Here is a 14,987-nt window from a genome sequence, read left to right as displayed (position 1 = left end):
CACGGCATAAAATTTCAAAAGCCTGCTTAAAACCTCTTCGCCAGCCTCTCTCTCACCCTGAAACAACATCCTGCGCTGACCGGGCGCGATAAAGTGGAAGCAGCTCACTACAGGGGGATGTTATGTCGCAACTTCAACTCAACGACAGCGATCTGCTGCGCCAGCAGGCGCTGTTTGCCGGATGCTGGCAGGATGCGCAGCAGGGGGCCACGCTGCCGGTTACCAATCCCGCCACGGGTGAAACGCTGGCGACGATCCCGGCGCTGGGATACGCCGAAACGGAGCAGGCCATTGCTTATGCGGAAACGGTACGCATCAGCTGGGGCAGGACACCCAATGCCAGCCGTGCCGCGCTGCTGGAGAAGTGGCATCAGCTGATTATTGAGAATGCCGATGACCTGGCAATCATCATGACCGCCGAACAGGGTAAACCGCTGGCAGAAGCCAGAGGTGAAGTGCTGTACGGGGCCAGCTTTGTGAAATGGTTCGCCGAAGAGGCGCGCCGCATTTATGGCGATACCATTCCCGCGCCCAGCGATGACCGCCGCATTCTGGTGCTGAAACAGCCGGTCGGCGTGGCCGCCGCGATTACGCCGTGGAATTTCCCGATTGCGATGATCACGCGCAAGGTGGCCCCTGCGCTGGCGGCTGGCTGTCCGATCATCGTCAAACCTTCAGAACTGACGCCGCTCTCCGCGCTGGCGCTGGCCGTGCTGGCAGAGCGCGCCGGTTTCCCGTCCGGGGTTTTGCAGGTAGTAACCGGCCTGCCCACGGAGATTGGCGCGGCCCTGACCGGGAGCCGCACGGTGCGCAAAATCTCCTTTACCGGCTCTACCCGGATCGGGCAGTTACTGATGCAGCAGAGTGCCGACAGCATCAAACGCCTGAGTCTGGAGCTGGGCGGAAACGCACCGCTGATTGTCTTTGAGGATGCCGATATTGAGGTTGCGGTGGCCGGGGTCATGCTCAGCAAATTTCGCAACGCCGGACAGACCTGCGTCTGCGCCAACCGTATTCTGGTGCAGCGCAGCATCTATGCGCGCTTTACCGCACGACTGCTGGAGGCGGTCGCCACCCTGAAAGTCGGCGATGGTTTTGCGCCTGACAGCACCATCGGCCCGCTCATCAATGACCGCGCGGTGGAAAAAGTGAATGGTCATATTGATGATGCGCTGAGCCAGGGCGCCACCCTGCTGACCGGCGGCATCAGCCAGGGCAACGGCACCTTTGTACAGCCTACGGTTCTGGGTGAGGTGACCGCCTCGATGCGCATCGCACATGAGGAGACCTTTGGCCCGGTCGCGCCACTGTTTATTTTTGACAGTGAAGAGGAGGCGATCGCCATGGCGAATAACACGCCCTATGGTCTGGGGGCCTACTTCTTTACCGAAAACATCCGGCGGGCGTGGCGGGTCGCGGAAGCGCTGGAGTTCGGGATGGTCGGCTTCAATACCGGTGCGATCTCCCTGGAAGTGGCTCCCTTTGGCGGGGTGAAACTCTCCGGCATTGGCCGGGAAGGATCACGTTACGGCATTGACGAATATCTGGAACAAAAAACGTTTCATATCGGCAGTCTGTGAATAAAGAGTAATTAAACGCCAGCCGGGTCATCCGCCTGGCGTTTTTTTTGGAGGCGATTCCGGATAATTTTTTTCGGCGTCAACGTATCGGGTTTAAAACATAAGAAATGATCCGGGATGTGAAGCGCGTCAGTAAACCGGCGGCGCAGGCTTCAGTTAATCACCCGCCTTGCCCGGAATATCCGCTTTGGTGCAATTTCCGTGCAGGCTGCACCAGCAGAGCGCAGGATTTTTGTGAAGTAAATCATCTGTTTAATTGTTCGGCAATTCCGCAAAAAATCATCCGGCAATACGGCAGAAAATTTTTTTGCGCTGTTTTAAACGCATTTTTATTTTTTGCCCGGCTGGCATACTTTCTGCATTAGCTTATTACCCGCGCAGAAATCGGCGGCTGAAAAAACGAATTAACCAGCAACTGATGGGTGTAACAAATAAGGAATTATTCCATGTTAAGTTTCGACCCTGAAAACGTTTCTCTTCCGGCTGGCCATTATATTGGCGGCCAGCACGTGCAAGGCCAGGGCGCCCTGTCTGAGGTTAAACGCCCCTCAGACGGCCGGGTCTATGCGCAGCTACGGGACGCCACGCCAGAAGATGTCGATCACGCCGTGACCGTGGCGCATCAGGCGCTGAAAACCAGCGGCTGGTCAGGCTGCGCGCCACGGGAACGTGGCCGGGTTCTGCGCCGCTGGGCAGATCTGATTGAGCAGGATCCCCTGCTGGCCCAGCTGGAAGCGCTGGGATCGACCCGACCCATCAGCGACGTGGTGCAGCACGAAATCCCTTTCACGGCCGAAGCGATTCGCTTCTATGCCGAATGCGCTGACAAATACAGCGGCGATCTCTTTCCCACCCGCGACAGCAGCCTCGGCATGCTGATCGCTGAACCCTATGGCGTGATTGGCGCGATTACCCCGTGGAATTTCCCGTTGTCGATGGCGTCGTGGAAATGCGGTCCGGCGCTGGCGGCGGGCAATGCGGTGGTGCTCAAGCCGTCTGAACTGACGCCGTTCTCCACCGTGCGCATGGCCGAACTGGCGATTCAGGCGGGCTTACCGGCCGGGGTGCTGAACATCGTGCAGGGCAGTGGGGCGGTCACCGGCAGTGCGCTGGTGAAACACCCGCTGGTGCGCAAAGTCTCGTTTACCGGCTCGACGCAGACCGGTGCACGCATCATGAGCGACGCGGCACAGTTCGGCATGAAACCGGTCACGCTGGAGCTGGGCGGCAAAAGTCCGCAACTGGTCTTTGATGATGCAGGCGACATTGACGTGCTGGCCCAGCGCATTCTGCGCGGCTTCACCGCTAACGGCGGTCAGGCCTGTGTGGCAGGCACCCGCCTGATTGTGCAGCGCAACATCGCCGAACCGCTGGTTGAGCGGCTGGCGCAGCTCTGCCGGGAAGTGAAACCGGGCGTCACCTGGCAGGAGAGCAGCCGCTACGCACCGCTGATTGATGCGCGCCAGGGCAACAAAGTCAGCTCGGTCATTGAGGCGGCGAAAGCGCAGGGCGCCGAGGTGATTGTCGGCGGCGCGCGTTTTGCCGACACCGACGAGGGCTGGTTCTGGCAGCCTACGCTGCTCAGCCACGTCACTCAGGATAACCCGGCGGTGCAGCAGGAGATCTTTGGCCCGGTGCTGACGGTGCAGACCTTTGATGATGAAGAGCAGGGACTGGCGATGGCGGCACATGCGATCTACGGCCTCTGTGCCGGGGTACACACGCTGAGCCTGCCGCGTGCGCTGCGCGCCATGCGCGCCATTGACGCCGGCACCGTCTGGATCAACCGCTATGGCCGCTCCGGCGACTTCATCATCCCCACCGGCGGCTTTCTCGGCTCCGGCATTGGTAAAGATTTAGGGCGTCAGGCGTTTCAGGCCTGCCAGCGCCAGAAGAGCGTTCTTATCGATTTCTAAGCACAACTGACGACTATGAGGGTGTGACATGGCTCTGTTTAAACCGAAATTTATCACGTTCGACTGTTACGGCACGCTGATTCGCTTCGATATGGCCGGCGCCGCGCAGCGCTGTTTCAGCGACCGCGTCGACCCGGCCGACATGGACGCCTTTACCCGGGACTTTTCAGCCTACCGGCTGGATGAAGTGCTGGGTGCATGGAAACCCTACTACGACGTGGTCAGCAATGCGATTCAGCGCACCTGTAAAAAATGGGGTGTTCGCTGGGAGAAAGCCGACAGCGACTTTATCTACACCGACTGCGCGAGCTGGGGTCCGCATCCCGACGTGCCGGCCGGTCTGGCGAAAGTCGCCGAAGCATTTCCGCTCGTGCTGCTTACCAACTCAATGAAAGATCTGATCCCGCATCATATCCCGCGTCTGGGCGCGCCCATCCACATGACCATTACGGCAGAAGAGGCGGGTGCCTACAAACCGCAGATGAAGGGCTTCGAGTACATGCTGGATAAGCTCGGCTGCGGCCCGGAGGAGATCCTGCACGTCTCCTCCAGTTTCCGCTATGACCTGATGACCGCACACGATCTCGGCATCAAAAACAAAGTCTGGGTCAATCGCGGCCATGAGCCGGCAAATCCCTACTATGGGTACACCGAAATCAACGACATCGGCGGCCTGCCTGGCGTCGTCGGACTCTGAGGAACCCCCATGAAACTGGAATCGTTCTGGCAGGCCACGGCTCCCGCCTTTACCGGCGCCGCCCGCGAACCGCTGCCAGCCCACGCTGACGTGGTGGTGATCGGCGGCGGCTTCACCGGCGTCTCGGCGGCGCTCAGCCTGGCGCGCAGCGGGATCAGCGTTGTGCTGCTGGAGAGTGGCGAAGTTATGAGCCAGGCGTCGGCGCGCAATGGTGGCCACTGCAACACCGGTGTGGCGCAGAACTTCGCCGCGCTGGTGGCCAGTCAGGGCCTGGAGCAGGCCAGCCGCTTCTACCGGGCGTTTGACGATGCCGTGAGCTATGTCCGGCAACTGATCCAGGACGAAGCGATCGACTGTGACTTCCGGCTGTGCGGCAAGCTTAAGCTCGCCAGCAAAGCGTCACATATGGCCGGATTGCGGGAGGCTTATGAACTGATGCGCCGCACCGTTGACCCGGAGATCGCCCTGCTCGACAAAACGGCGGTGCGTGACGAGATCGCCAGCGATGACTTTCACGGTGGCCTGCTGCAGCAGCGTGGCGGTCAGATGCACATGGGCAAGTTTGGGGTCGGTCTGGCCGAAGCGGCCGCCCGCAGCGGCGCAAAAATTTTCCCCCATCACGCCGTGACGAAATTAGAGCGGCTGAAGGGGTATCAGCACCGGGTCCACACCGCGCAGGGCTCGCTGCTGGCGGATAAGGTGCTGATGGCGACCGGCTGCTCCAACGTCGGTCCCTTTCCTTGGTTTCAGCGCCGCATCGTGCCGGTCGGCAGCTTTATTGTGGTGACGGAAGCGCTGGACCCGGCGTTGCTGCAACAGGTGCTGCCGCAGGACCGCACCTACGTCACCTCTCTGAATATCGGCAACTACTTCCGCACCACTGCCGATCGCCGGCTGGTATTTGGCGGGCGCGCCCGGTTTGCGGTCAGCAATCCCACCTCGGACTCCCGCAGTGGCGAGATCCTGCGCCGGGCGATGACGCAGATGCTGCCCCAGCTCGGCCAGGCGCAGGTGGACTACTGCTGGGGCGGCATGGTCGATATGACGGCCGACCGTCTGCCTCACGCCGGTGAACAGGATGGCGTTTTCTACTCGCTGGGCTACAGCGGTCACGGCACCCAGATGTCGGTCTGGATGGGGCGGGTCATGGCCGACCTGCTGGCTGAAAAAGCGACGGACAATCCCTGGCAGCGTGAGACATGGCCCGCGCTGCCCGGTTATCACGGTAAGCCATGGTTTTTACCGCTCGCAGGACTCTATTACAAAGCAAAGGATCGCCTTTCATAACCCCCGTCGGAGGCTGGCTGCCAGGTTGCCAGCACCGTCAGAAAATGATCCCCGGTTCGCCTGACTATTGAGGGTACAGAGATGAGTAAATTTGATAATAACGACGCTGATGCGGTAAATCCGGCACTGACGCGCATGATCACTGAAGGCACACTGTCACGCCGCAGCCTGATGAAAATCCTCTCCGCGGGTGCGGTGATGAGCAGCGGCCTGATCGGTTTTTCCGGGGCAGCACAGGCGGATGATAAGCCCGTGAAGGGCGGTAAACTGCGCGCGGCGATGTCGAATGCGTCGGCCACCGACACACTCGACCCGGCCAAAAGTAACAACAGCGCCGACTATACCCGCCAGTTTATGTTTTACAGCGGCCTGACCGAGCTGGATAAAAATCTGATGGTGCAACCGGCCCTGGCGGAATCGGTGGAGTCGGGCGATGGCGTCACCTGGCATATTAAGCTGCGTAAGGGCGTGACCTTCCATGACGGCAAACCGCTGACCGCCAAAGATGTCATCTACTCACTCAGCCGCCACAAAGATCCGGCTATCGCCTCCATCGCTTTCAAGCTGGCCGACCAGTTCAAAACCTTCACCGCGGTCAATGACAATGAGGTGCTGCTGGAGCTGAACAGCGCCAACTTCGATGTCCCTTACATGCTGGCCACGCCGCCGTTTTTAATCGTGCAGGATGGCACCAAAGATTTCAGCAAAGGGATCGGCACCGGGCCGTTCATCTGCAAAGCCTTTATGCCCGGCGTGCGCGCCATCGGCACGAAAAATCCCAACTATTACAAGCCGGGCCTGCCGCACCTGGATGAGGTGGAGCTGATAGGCGTCACCGACGGTGCCGCGCGCGTCAATGCGCTGATGTCGGGCGATCTGCAGATCGTCGCGGCCATGACCGCCGCCGACTGCAAGCGCATCAAAGCCAGCAGCGACTTCGGCGTGCTGGAGAGCAAATCGGGGATGTACACCAACCTGATTATTCGCACCGACGTGAAGCCGGGAAGCAACGAAGATTTTGTGCTGGCGATGAAATATCTGCAGCCGCGCGAAATGCTGGTGAAAACGGTCCTGCAGGGCTACGGCGACGTCAGTAATGACACCCCGGTGCCACCGTGGCATCCGCTCTACAACGCCGACCTGAAACCGCGCCCGCTGGATGTGGAAAAGGCGAAATTCCACATCAAAAAAGCCGGGATGGCCGGGTCAACGGTGGAGATCGTAACCACGCCCAACATTGAAGGGGCAACCGAAGGCGGTCAGATGATCCAGCAGATTGCGCGCGGGGCCGGGCTCAACATCAAAGTGCGACGTGTGCCGTATGACGGCTACTGGTCGTCGCACTGGACTAAAGATCCCGTGGGATATGGCTCGATAAACCCGCGTCCGACGCTCGACATGCTCTTCTCACAGTTTTATCTCTCTACCGCGCCGAGCAACGAGTCGGGCTGGAAGAATCCGCAGTTTGACCAGCTGGTGGTGGCGGCACGGGGAGAACGCGATCAGGCGAAACGCAAGCAGATGTATGGCGACATGCAGACGCTGATCTATGACCACTGCGGCACCCTCATCCCGACCTTTATCAGCTCCACCGATGGCTACAGCAAAAAGGTCAAAGGGGTGGAAGCCTGGCCGTCGGGCATGATGATGGGGTATCGCTTCCATGAGTTTGCCTGGCTGACCGCCTGATCCGGAACCTGAGTAAGGAGAACGCCGATGAACCGATATATGCTGTTCCTGATTGCCCGGCGAACCGGTGCCGGCATCCTGACGTTGCTTATCGTCTCGGCGGTGGTGTTTTTCATCACCAGCCTGCTGCCGGGTGACGCGGCGCAGATGATCCTCGGGCAGAACGCCACGCCGGAGACGGTGGCGGCGTTACGGCAGCAGCTGGGGCTGGATCAGCCTTTGCTGATGCGTTACGTCCACTGGCTGACAGGCATGCTGCAGGGCGATTTCGGCACCTCGTTTGCCAGCCATCTGCCGGTCGCACAGCTGGTGGCCCAGCGCATTCCGGCGACGTTTGAACTGGCGGGTATTACCACGCTGATCTGCGTGCCGCTGGCGCTGCTCATCGGCATCATCGCGGCGATGAATCGCGGGTCACGGCTCGATCGGGCGCTGGTTATCGGCACTATGGCGACGGTCGCCGTCCCGGAGTTTCTGGTGGCGACGGTTGCGGTGCTGATTTTTGCCGTCAGGCTGCACTGGGTGTCGGCGATGTCGTTCGGCAGCCCGGACAGCGACCTGCTGAGTTACCTCAAAGCCTATGCGCTGCCGGTGCTGACGCTCTGCTGTGTGCTGGTGGCGCAGATGGCCCGGATGACGCGGGCGGCGATCATCAATCAGCTCGACAGCCCCTATCTGGAGATGGCGCGGCTGAAAGGGGTGTCACCGCTCAGAGCCGTGCTGCGTCACGCCCTGCCTAACGCGGTTGGCCCGATTGCCAACGCGATTTCACTCAGCCTCTCCTATCTGTTTGGCGGGGTGATCTTCATCGAAACCATCTTCAGCTATCCCGGTCTGGCCAGTCAGCTGGTGGATGCCGTCAGCAACCGCGATCTGCCGGTGGTGCAGCTCTGCGTCATGCTGTTCGCCGCCTGCTATCTGGTGCTGCTGCTGCTGGCCGACATCCTGACTATCGCCTTTAACCCGAAATGGAGAAGCGCATGAATACTCTTCTGCTGCCCTGGCGTTTCTTACAGTCACTCTCCTGGTCTGGCCGGATGGGACTGCTGATCTCCCTGTTCTGGCTGCTGATGGCGCTGTTCGGCACCGCGCTGGCCCCGCACAGCATCGACGATATCGGCGGCGGGCCGCTGATGGGCGGGCTGACGGCGGACAACCTGCTGGGCACCGACTATCTTGGCCGCGACATGCTGAGCCGCATTCTCTATGGCGCGAAGTTCTCAATCGGCCTGGCGCTGAGCGCGGCGCTGCTGGCCAGCCTGGTCGGCACGCTGCTGGCGCTGCTGGCGGCGGTAACGGGACGCTGGCTGGAGGAGTTACTGGGCCGCGTCAACGATGCGCTGCTGGTGCTACCGGGAAAAGTGCTGTCGCTGATGATCGTCGCCGTCTTTGGCTCGTCGCTGCCGATGCTGATCCTGACGGCGGTCTTTACCTACTGGCCGGGCGCATTCCGTATCGCCTTTGCCATGGCCAGCTCGCTGCGCAGCATGGACTACGTCCGCGCCTCACGGCTGCGGGGCGAAAGCCGCTGGCATATCGCCATTCACGACATATTGCCTAACATGGTGCACCCGATGCTGACCGACTTTGGCCTGCGCTTTGTTTACATCGTGCTGCTGCTCAGCGGCCTGAGCTTTCTCGGCCTGGGCGTGCAGCCACCCTATGCCGACTGGGGCACGCTGGTGCGTGAAAACATGCAGGGCCTGTTTGACGGCTCACCGGCGGTGCTGATGCCCGCGCTGGCCATTGCCAGCCTGACCATTGGCGCCAACCTGTTTATCGACAGCCTGCAGGCGATGCGTCCGCTGACGCTGGCGAAGGAGGGAGCATGAACGTGACACCCCATACGGCCATGCCGGTGATTTCGGTCGATAAACTGCGCGTCACCGCGCAGACCGATCGCGGCGAAGAGATTGACCTGGTTTCCGACATTCACTTTACCGTGCAGAAGGGCGAGGTGCTGGCGCTGATTGGCGAGTCCGGCTCGGGCAAAACCACCATCGCGATGGCCCTGATGGGCTACGCCCGCAGCGGCTGCCGGATTGCCGGGGGCAATATTCACGTCGCCGGCACCGACGTCAGCAGCCTGACGCCAGGCCAGCTGCGCGCCTTTCGCGGTAATAAAGTGGCTTATATCGCTCAGAGCGCCGCCGCGTCGTTTAATCCGGGCATGAAAATCCTCGATCAGGTGATTGAGCCGGTGGTCATTCACGGCACCCTGACCCGCAAAGCGGCGCGGGAAAAAGCGATTGGCCTGTTCCGTGAGCTGGCGCTGCCCAATCCGGAGAGCATCGGTGACCGCTATCCGCATCAGGTGTCAGGCGGTCAGCTGCAGCGTCTGATGACGGCGATGGCGCTGATTGGCGACCCGGACGTGGTGATTCTGGATGAACCCACCACCGCACTGGATGTGACTACCCAGGTCGAGGTGCTGAAAGCCTTTCGCCGGGTGGTGGTGCAGCGCGGCGTCACCGCCATTTACGTCAGTCACGATCTGGCGGTCGTGGCGCAGATGGCCGATCGGATTCTGGTGCTGCTGCGCGGCAAAATGGCGGAATATGGCACCACCGCACACCTGATTGGCGCGCCACAGGCGGAGTACACCCGCCTGCTGATGGATGCGGCGCGCCAGAAAGAGCGGCCCAGCAGCTGGTGTCCGGCGGCGGCCGATATTCAGCCGCTGCTGGAAGTGCGCGATCTCTGCGCCGGTTATGGCCCGCGCGACAGGGAGGGCCACCCGAAGGTGCGCATCCTGGAAGACGTCAACCTCAGGCTATGGAAAGGGCAGGCGATTGGCATTATCGGGGAGTCCGGCTCGGGCAAAACCACGCTGGCGCACGCCATCGCCGGGCTCAACGCCCCGAGTCACGGTCACATCCTGTTTAACGGTCACTATATCGCGGGCGATATGCAGAAACGCCCTGACAACGAGCTGCGACGCATTCAGTATGTGTTCCAGATGGCGGATACCGCCCTGAATCCGGCTCACAGCGTTGAGCGCATTCTGTCGCGTCCGCTGACGCTGTTTCATGGTCTGAGCGGTGCGGCCCGTCAGCAGCGGCTCAATCAGCTGCTGGATCTGGTGCAGCTGCCGCGCAGCGTGCTGGGACGGCGTCCCTGGGCGCTGTCGGGCGGCCAGAAGCAGCGCGTTAATCTGGCGCGCGCGCTGGCGGCTGAGCCCGATCTGATTCTGTGTGATGAGGTCACCTCGGCGCTGGACACCGTGGTGGCGGCCGCCGTGCTCGACCTCATCAGTGAACTGCGCCGGGAGCTGGGCCTCTCCGTGATCTTCATCAGCCACGACATGCATGCGGTGCGCGCCGTGTGCGACGAGATTGTGGTGATGAAAAGCGGGCGCATCGTGACCCAGCTGGCCCGCAGCGACTACGACAAGCCCACCAGCGAGCTCTACTTTGAGCGGCTGAAACGCGCTGTGCCGGAGCTGCGTCAGGGCTGGCTGGATGAGCATGAAGAGATTTTAAAAGCAGAGTAGGTGGCCGCTGGCGTCATGGCGTGCTCCTTTTCATTTACAACAGAGGTCGTTTTGTTATGCCTGCACCGATTCGTTATGTACAGGACAGTACGGACTTTCCCGACGCCGCCGATGTGGTGGTGATTGGCGCCGGTATTGCCGGGGCCGCCGCCACCTGGGAACTGGCGAAGCAGGGCGTTAAGGTTGTGCTGATCGAAAAAGGCCTGGTGGGGGCCGAGCAGTCGAGCCGCAACTGGGGCTGGTGTCGTCAGCAGAACCGCGATGAGCGGGAGCTGCCGCTGATCATCTATGCCCTGCAACGCTGGGGGGAGCTGAACGCGGAAACCGGCGAAGAGCTGGGATTCCGTCGCAGCGGGCTGGTTTACGCCACGCGGGAAGAGTCAGACATCGCCGCCTGGGATGCCTGGATCCAGATGGCTAAGGGGTATGGCGTCAACAGCTCGATTCTTACTGCTGAGCAGGCAAAAGCGATGACGCCCGGCAGTACCACCGCCTGGCGGGGCGGCCTCTCAGCGCCAACGGATGGCCATGCGGAACCCCGCCTGGCGGCGCCGGGCCTGGTGGCGGGCGCGATGAAAAAAGGTGCGCTGCTGTTTCAGCAGTGTGCAGTGCGCGGGCTGGATATCGCCGCGGGTCAGGTCAGCGGCGTCTGGACCGAACGCGGGCTGATCAAAACCAGCCGGGTGATCTGTGCCGCCGGGGCCTGGACATCCATGTTCTGCCGTCGTCACGGCATCGATCTGCCGCTGGGCAATGTCATCGGCACGGCCTTCCGCACGCAGCCGATAGAGCAGGCGATTGCGATGCCGCTCTATACGCCGGGCTTCGCCTGCCGCCCGCAAATGGACGGCAGCTATACCGTCTCGGTGTCGGGGCGCGGACGGCTGGAGCCGGGTGCGCAGGGGCTGCGTTATGCCCGCCAGTTCTATCCGACATTTAAAAGCCGCCGCAAGAATCTCACCCTCAACCTTGGCCTGTCGCCCTTTTTCAAAGGCCCCGAAGCGATGGGGCGCTGGGCCTTTGATCGCCCGTCGCCGTTTGAGCGGGTGCGCATTCTCGATCCGGCGGCAGACAGCCGAATCGTGGAAGAGGGGCTGGCCGCGATGCGCCGCGAATATCCGGCGCTGGCGAATCTCAGGCTGGCCCAGGCGTGGGGCGGCATGATCGACAGCACGCCGGACGCCATTCCGGTGATCTCCACCGTGGCGAAACTGCCGGGGCTGGTGCTCTCGGCGGGCTACAGCGCGCACGGTTTTGGCATCGGGCCGGGTGCCGGACGCCTGGCTGCCGATCTGGCAACCGGGGCCACCCCGATTGTCGACCCCACCCCTTATCGCTACAGCCGTCTGGTTGACGGCAGCGGATTAGACACCCCAGGCATGATGTAAGGAGAACGCAATGAGCCTGACACTACGTGCAATGACGCCAGATGATATTGAACAGTGCTACCGCATGACGCAGGCGCTGAAGTGGCCCCACCGACGCGAAGACTGGCAGCTGGCGCTGCAGCTGGGCGAAGGCACGGTGATTGAAGAGCAGGGCAGAGTGATTGGCAGCGCCGTGCTCTGGCGCTGGGGCGAACACGCCGCCACGCTGGGACTGGTGATTGTGGATAATCAGCAGCAGGGGCGGGGCCTCGGCAAACAGCTGATGCTGGCGCAGCTGGAAAAAGTCCCCGACGGCAACGTGCGGCTGCACGCCACCGAAATGGGCAAAGGGCTGTATGAAAAGCTCGGCTTTGTCAGTTGCGGCGAGATCCGCCAGCACCAGACCCGCGCACTGGCGTCACTGCCCGACGTGGTGATCCCGGCCGGACTGCATCTGCGACCGGCGACCCCGGCGGATCACGCCGCGCTGGTGAAGCTGGATCAGCAGGCGCACGGCATGCATCGTCCGGCGCTGTTCGACCATCTGCTGCGCGACTGTGAGACCCTGCTGTTACAGGACGATCAGCAGCAGATTCAGGGGTTCGCCAGCCTGCGCCGGTTTGGGCACGGCTGGGCGATTGGTCCGGTGATTGCCGCGGAGCTGCCGGTGGCACAGGCGCTGGTGGCAACCCTGATGCAGCCACTGCAGGGCCAGTTTCTGCGCATTGATACCGACGCCAGCCTGCCGCTGGCCAGCTGGCTCAATACCCTCGGTCTGGATCAGGTGGATGCGCCGACCACGATGGTGCGGGGCACCCCCTGGACGCCGCAGGGGATGCAGGCCTTTGGCTTAATGACCCAGGCGATGGCCTGATGCACATCGTCTATAAATCGGAACCGGAGCGGGGACGGATCTGGCAGCGCTGGCTGGCGGAGCATGCCCCCGACATTCAGCTGCATATCTGGCCGGAGACCGGCGATCCGGCAGAGGTTGAGGCGCTGGTAGCCTGGCAGCCCCCCGCCGATATTCCGGCGCTGTTTCCCCGGCTGAAACTGCTGTTTTCTGTCGGCGCCGGCGCCGATCAGTTTGACTTCAGCGCGCTGCCGCCCGATCTGCCGGTCATACGAATGATTGAGCCAGGCCTGACGCAGGGCATGGTGGAATATGTCACCTTCGCGGTGCTCGGGCTGCATCGTGACATGCCACGCTATCTTCATCAGCAACGCCAGCAGCAGTGGCAGCCGCATCAGGTGAAGCCTGCGGCTCAGCGGCGGGTGGGCGTAATGGGGCTGGGCGAACTCGGTCAGGCTGCGCTGCAGCAGCTGGTCGCACTGGGGTTTGACTGCGCTGGCTGGAGCCGTACCCCGCGCCACGTGCCCGGCGTGCGCTGCTGGCACGGTGCCGGAGAGCTGGCGGACTTTCTGGCGCACAGCGAGATTCTGGTCTGTCTGCTGCCGCTGACCGACACCACCCAGGGTCTGCTTAATCACACCCTGTTTACGCAGATGCCGCAGGGTGCGGCACTGGTGCAGGCCGGGCGCGGTCAGCAGCTTAATCATGACGATCTGCTGCAGGCGCTGGCGAGCGGCCAGCTCCGCGCCGCCGTGATTGATGTCACCGACCCGGAGCCGTTACCGCCGGGCCACCGCTTCTGGCACCATCCCGCCGTGTGGCTGACGCCGCACATTGCCAGCCAGACACAGAATGAGAGCGCCATTGCGGCGCTGCTGGAGAACCTGCGCCGTTATCAGCGTGGTGAGCCGCTGCACGGTCTGGTCGACCGCTCACGAGGATATTGAGATGGAACATTTAGTGGCACTGCGCCGCGAACTGCATGCGCACCCGGAACTCGGTTTTCAGGAGCACCGCACCAGCGACAGGGTGGCGAACTTTCTGCATCAGCTGGGAATTGAGGTGCATCGTGGTATCGGTCAGACCGGCGTGGTCGGCATCCTGAAAAAGGGTAACAGCGAGCGGATGATTGGCCTGCGCGCCGATATGGATGCCCTGCCGATGCAGGATCAGAGCGGCACCGCCTGGCAGAGCAGCGTGACGCAGGTCAGTCACGCCTGCGGGCACGACGGTCACACCGTGATGCTGCTGGGGGCGGCAGAAAAACTGGCGCGTGACGTCAGTTTTGACGGCACCGTCTGCTTCATTTTCCAGCCCGCCGAAGAGGGGCTGGCGGGCGCGAAGGCGATGATCGACGAGGGGCTGTTCAGCCGCTTTCCCTGTGAGGCGGTCTACGCCATTCACAACTGGCCGGAACTGCCGCTGGGCCAGGTGCAGACCCGGCCCGGCCCGATCATGGCGGCGGCAGACCGCTTCGATATCCGGGTGCTGGGCGGGGGAGGCCATGCCGCTCAGCCCCACCTGACCCGCGATACCCTGCTGGCGACCAGCGAGCTGGTGGTTCAGCTGAATACCCTGGTCTCACGCGCGCTCGACCCCTGTGAAACGGCGCTGCTCACCGTGACCCGGATGGAGGGCGGCTTTTCCCACAACATGATCCCGGCAGAGGCGAACATCACCGGTACGGTGCGCACCTTCAGCCCGACTGCACAGGCGACGATTGAAGCGCGACTGCGTCAGATGGCGGAACATGTCACCGCCGCGCATGGCCTGCATGCCGAGGTGCGCTATCTGCGCTACTACCCGGCGACCCTGAACAGCCCGGATGAGGCGCAGTTCTGCCTGCAGGCGCTGAAACAGGCGGGCATCGCCGCTGAAACCGCGCCGCAGCCCGCGCTCACCTCCGAAGATTTCGCCTTTATGCTGCAGGCGCGGCCCGGTGCCTATCTCTGGCTGGGGTCTGCGCCCTGCAGACCGTTACATCACGCCGCCTACGACTTTAACGATGCGCTGATCCCGCATGGCGTTAACGTGTTTGTCACCCTGATTCGTCAGGCACTGGCAGAGAAATTTCCCTGCTGAAAGCAGCGGGATTTTGACAGGAA

The 14,987-nt window shown here is 62.1% G+C and carries 12 protein-coding genes; all 12 read left to right on the top strand.

Features of this window, described 5'->3' with window-relative positions:
* Positions 1–122 precede the first annotated feature (122 nt).
* Complete coding sequence (locus tag AC1V0D_RS08145) at positions 123–1,580, top strand: NAD-dependent succinate-semialdehyde dehydrogenase (protein ID WP_154927681.1); 1,458 nt, start codon at positions 123–125, stop codon at positions 1,578–1,580.
* A gap of 446 nt (positions 1,581–2,026) precedes the next feature.
* A complete protein-coding gene (locus tag AC1V0D_RS08140; RefSeq protein ID WP_482907224.1) occupies positions 2,027–3,496 on the top strand; it encodes an aldehyde dehydrogenase family protein in 1,470 nt (489 codons plus the stop codon).
* 28 nt (positions 3,497–3,524) lie between these two features.
* The gene (locus tag AC1V0D_RS08135; RefSeq protein ID WP_046102145.1) at positions 3,525–4,193 is read left to right on the top strand and encodes a haloacid dehalogenase type II; all 669 of its coding nucleotides are present in this window, start codon (positions 3,525–3,527) and stop codon (positions 4,191–4,193) included.
* Positions 4,194–4,202: 9 nt separating this feature from the next.
* Entirely contained in the window at positions 4,203–5,480 is a 1,278-nt protein-coding gene (locus tag AC1V0D_RS08130) for an NAD(P)/FAD-dependent oxidoreductase (protein WP_150029758.1), read from the top strand.
* Positions 5,481–5,561: 81 nt separating this feature from the next.
* A complete protein-coding gene (locus AC1V0D_RS08125) occupies positions 5,562–7,169 on the top strand; it encodes an ABC transporter substrate-binding protein (RefSeq protein ID WP_046102144.1) in 1,608 nt (535 codons plus the stop codon).
* Between the two features lie 27 nt (positions 7,170–7,196).
* The gene (locus AC1V0D_RS08120; RefSeq protein ID WP_482907223.1) at positions 7,197–8,153 is read left to right on the top strand and encodes an ABC transporter permease; all 957 of its coding nucleotides are present in this window, start codon (positions 7,197–7,199) and stop codon (positions 8,151–8,153) included.
* Positions 8,150–9,001: an ABC transporter permease gene (locus AC1V0D_RS08115; protein WP_009089410.1), complete on the top strand. Its 852-nt coding sequence runs from the start codon at positions 8,150–8,152 to the stop codon at positions 8,999–9,001. The genes AC1V0D_RS08120 and AC1V0D_RS08115 overlap by 4 nt, the downstream gene beginning before the upstream one ends.
* A complete protein-coding gene (locus AC1V0D_RS08110) occupies positions 8,998–10,662 on the top strand; it encodes an ABC transporter ATP-binding protein (protein WP_009089411.1) in 1,665 nt (554 codons plus the stop codon). Before AC1V0D_RS08115 ends, AC1V0D_RS08110 begins: the two co-directional genes overlap by 4 nt.
* 56 nt (positions 10,663–10,718) lie before the next feature.
* Positions 10,719–12,050: an NAD(P)/FAD-dependent oxidoreductase gene (locus tag AC1V0D_RS08105; RefSeq protein WP_325936151.1), complete on the top strand. Its 1,332-nt coding sequence runs from the start codon at positions 10,719–10,721 to the stop codon at positions 12,048–12,050.
* A gap of 10 nt (positions 12,051–12,060) precedes the next feature.
* Entirely contained in the window at positions 12,061–12,903 is an 843-nt protein-coding gene (locus AC1V0D_RS08100) for a GNAT family N-acetyltransferase (RefSeq protein WP_154927687.1), read from the top strand.
* Positions 12,903–13,829: a 2-hydroxyacid dehydrogenase gene (locus tag AC1V0D_RS08095; RefSeq protein WP_482907222.1), complete on the top strand. Its 927-nt coding sequence runs from the start codon at positions 12,903–12,905 to the stop codon at positions 13,827–13,829. Before AC1V0D_RS08100 ends, AC1V0D_RS08095 begins: the two co-directional genes overlap by 1 nt.
* 1 nt (position 13,830) lies before the next feature.
* A complete protein-coding gene (locus AC1V0D_RS08090; RefSeq protein ID WP_482907221.1) occupies positions 13,831–14,964 on the top strand; it encodes a M20 aminoacylase family protein in 1,134 nt (377 codons plus the stop codon).
* Positions 14,965–14,987: the final 23 nt, after the last annotated feature.

It is taken from the genome of Pantoea sp. PA1 (genome assembly GCF_056856975.1).
The sequence above is the reverse complement of the archived record's forward strand: the minus strand, read 5'-3'. Positions and strand labels throughout refer to the sequence as shown.

Bases quoted from the DNA above. Each gene is read 5' to 3' on its own strand.
- AC1V0D_RS08145 (WP_154927681.1), top strand. From the start codon at position 123: ATGTCGCAACTTCAACTCAACGACAGCGATCTGCTGCGCCAGCAGGCG.
- AC1V0D_RS08140 (WP_482907224.1), top strand. From the start codon at position 2,027: ATGTTAAGTTTCGACCCTGAAAACGTTTCTCTTCCGGCTGGCCATTAT.
- AC1V0D_RS08135 (WP_046102145.1), top strand. From the start codon at position 3,525: ATGGCTCTGTTTAAACCGAAATTTATCACGTTCGACTGTTACGGCACG.
- AC1V0D_RS08130 (WP_150029758.1), top strand. From the start codon at position 4,203: ATGAAACTGGAATCGTTCTGGCAGGCCACGGCTCCCGCCTTTACCGGC.
- AC1V0D_RS08125 (WP_046102144.1), top strand. From the start codon at position 5,562: ATGAGTAAATTTGATAATAACGACGCTGATGCGGTAAATCCGGCACTG.
- AC1V0D_RS08120 (WP_482907223.1), top strand. From the start codon at position 7,197: ATGAACCGATATATGCTGTTCCTGATTGCCCGGCGAACCGGTGCCGGC.
- AC1V0D_RS08115 (WP_009089410.1), top strand. From the start codon at position 8,150: ATGAATACTCTTCTGCTGCCCTGGCGTTTCTTACAGTCACTCTCCTGG.
- AC1V0D_RS08110 (WP_009089411.1), top strand. From the start codon at position 8,998: ATGAACGTGACACCCCATACGGCCATGCCGGTGATTTCGGTCGATAAA.
- AC1V0D_RS08105 (WP_325936151.1), top strand. From the start codon at position 10,719: ATGCCTGCACCGATTCGTTATGTACAGGACAGTACGGACTTTCCCGAC.
- AC1V0D_RS08100 (WP_154927687.1), top strand. From the start codon at position 12,061: ATGAGCCTGACACTACGTGCAATGACGCCAGATGATATTGAACAGTGC.
- AC1V0D_RS08095 (WP_482907222.1), top strand. From the start codon at position 12,903: ATGCACATCGTCTATAAATCGGAACCGGAGCGGGGACGGATCTGGCAG.
- AC1V0D_RS08090 (WP_482907221.1), top strand. From the start codon at position 13,831: ATGGAACATTTAGTGGCACTGCGCCGCGAACTGCATGCGCACCCGGAA.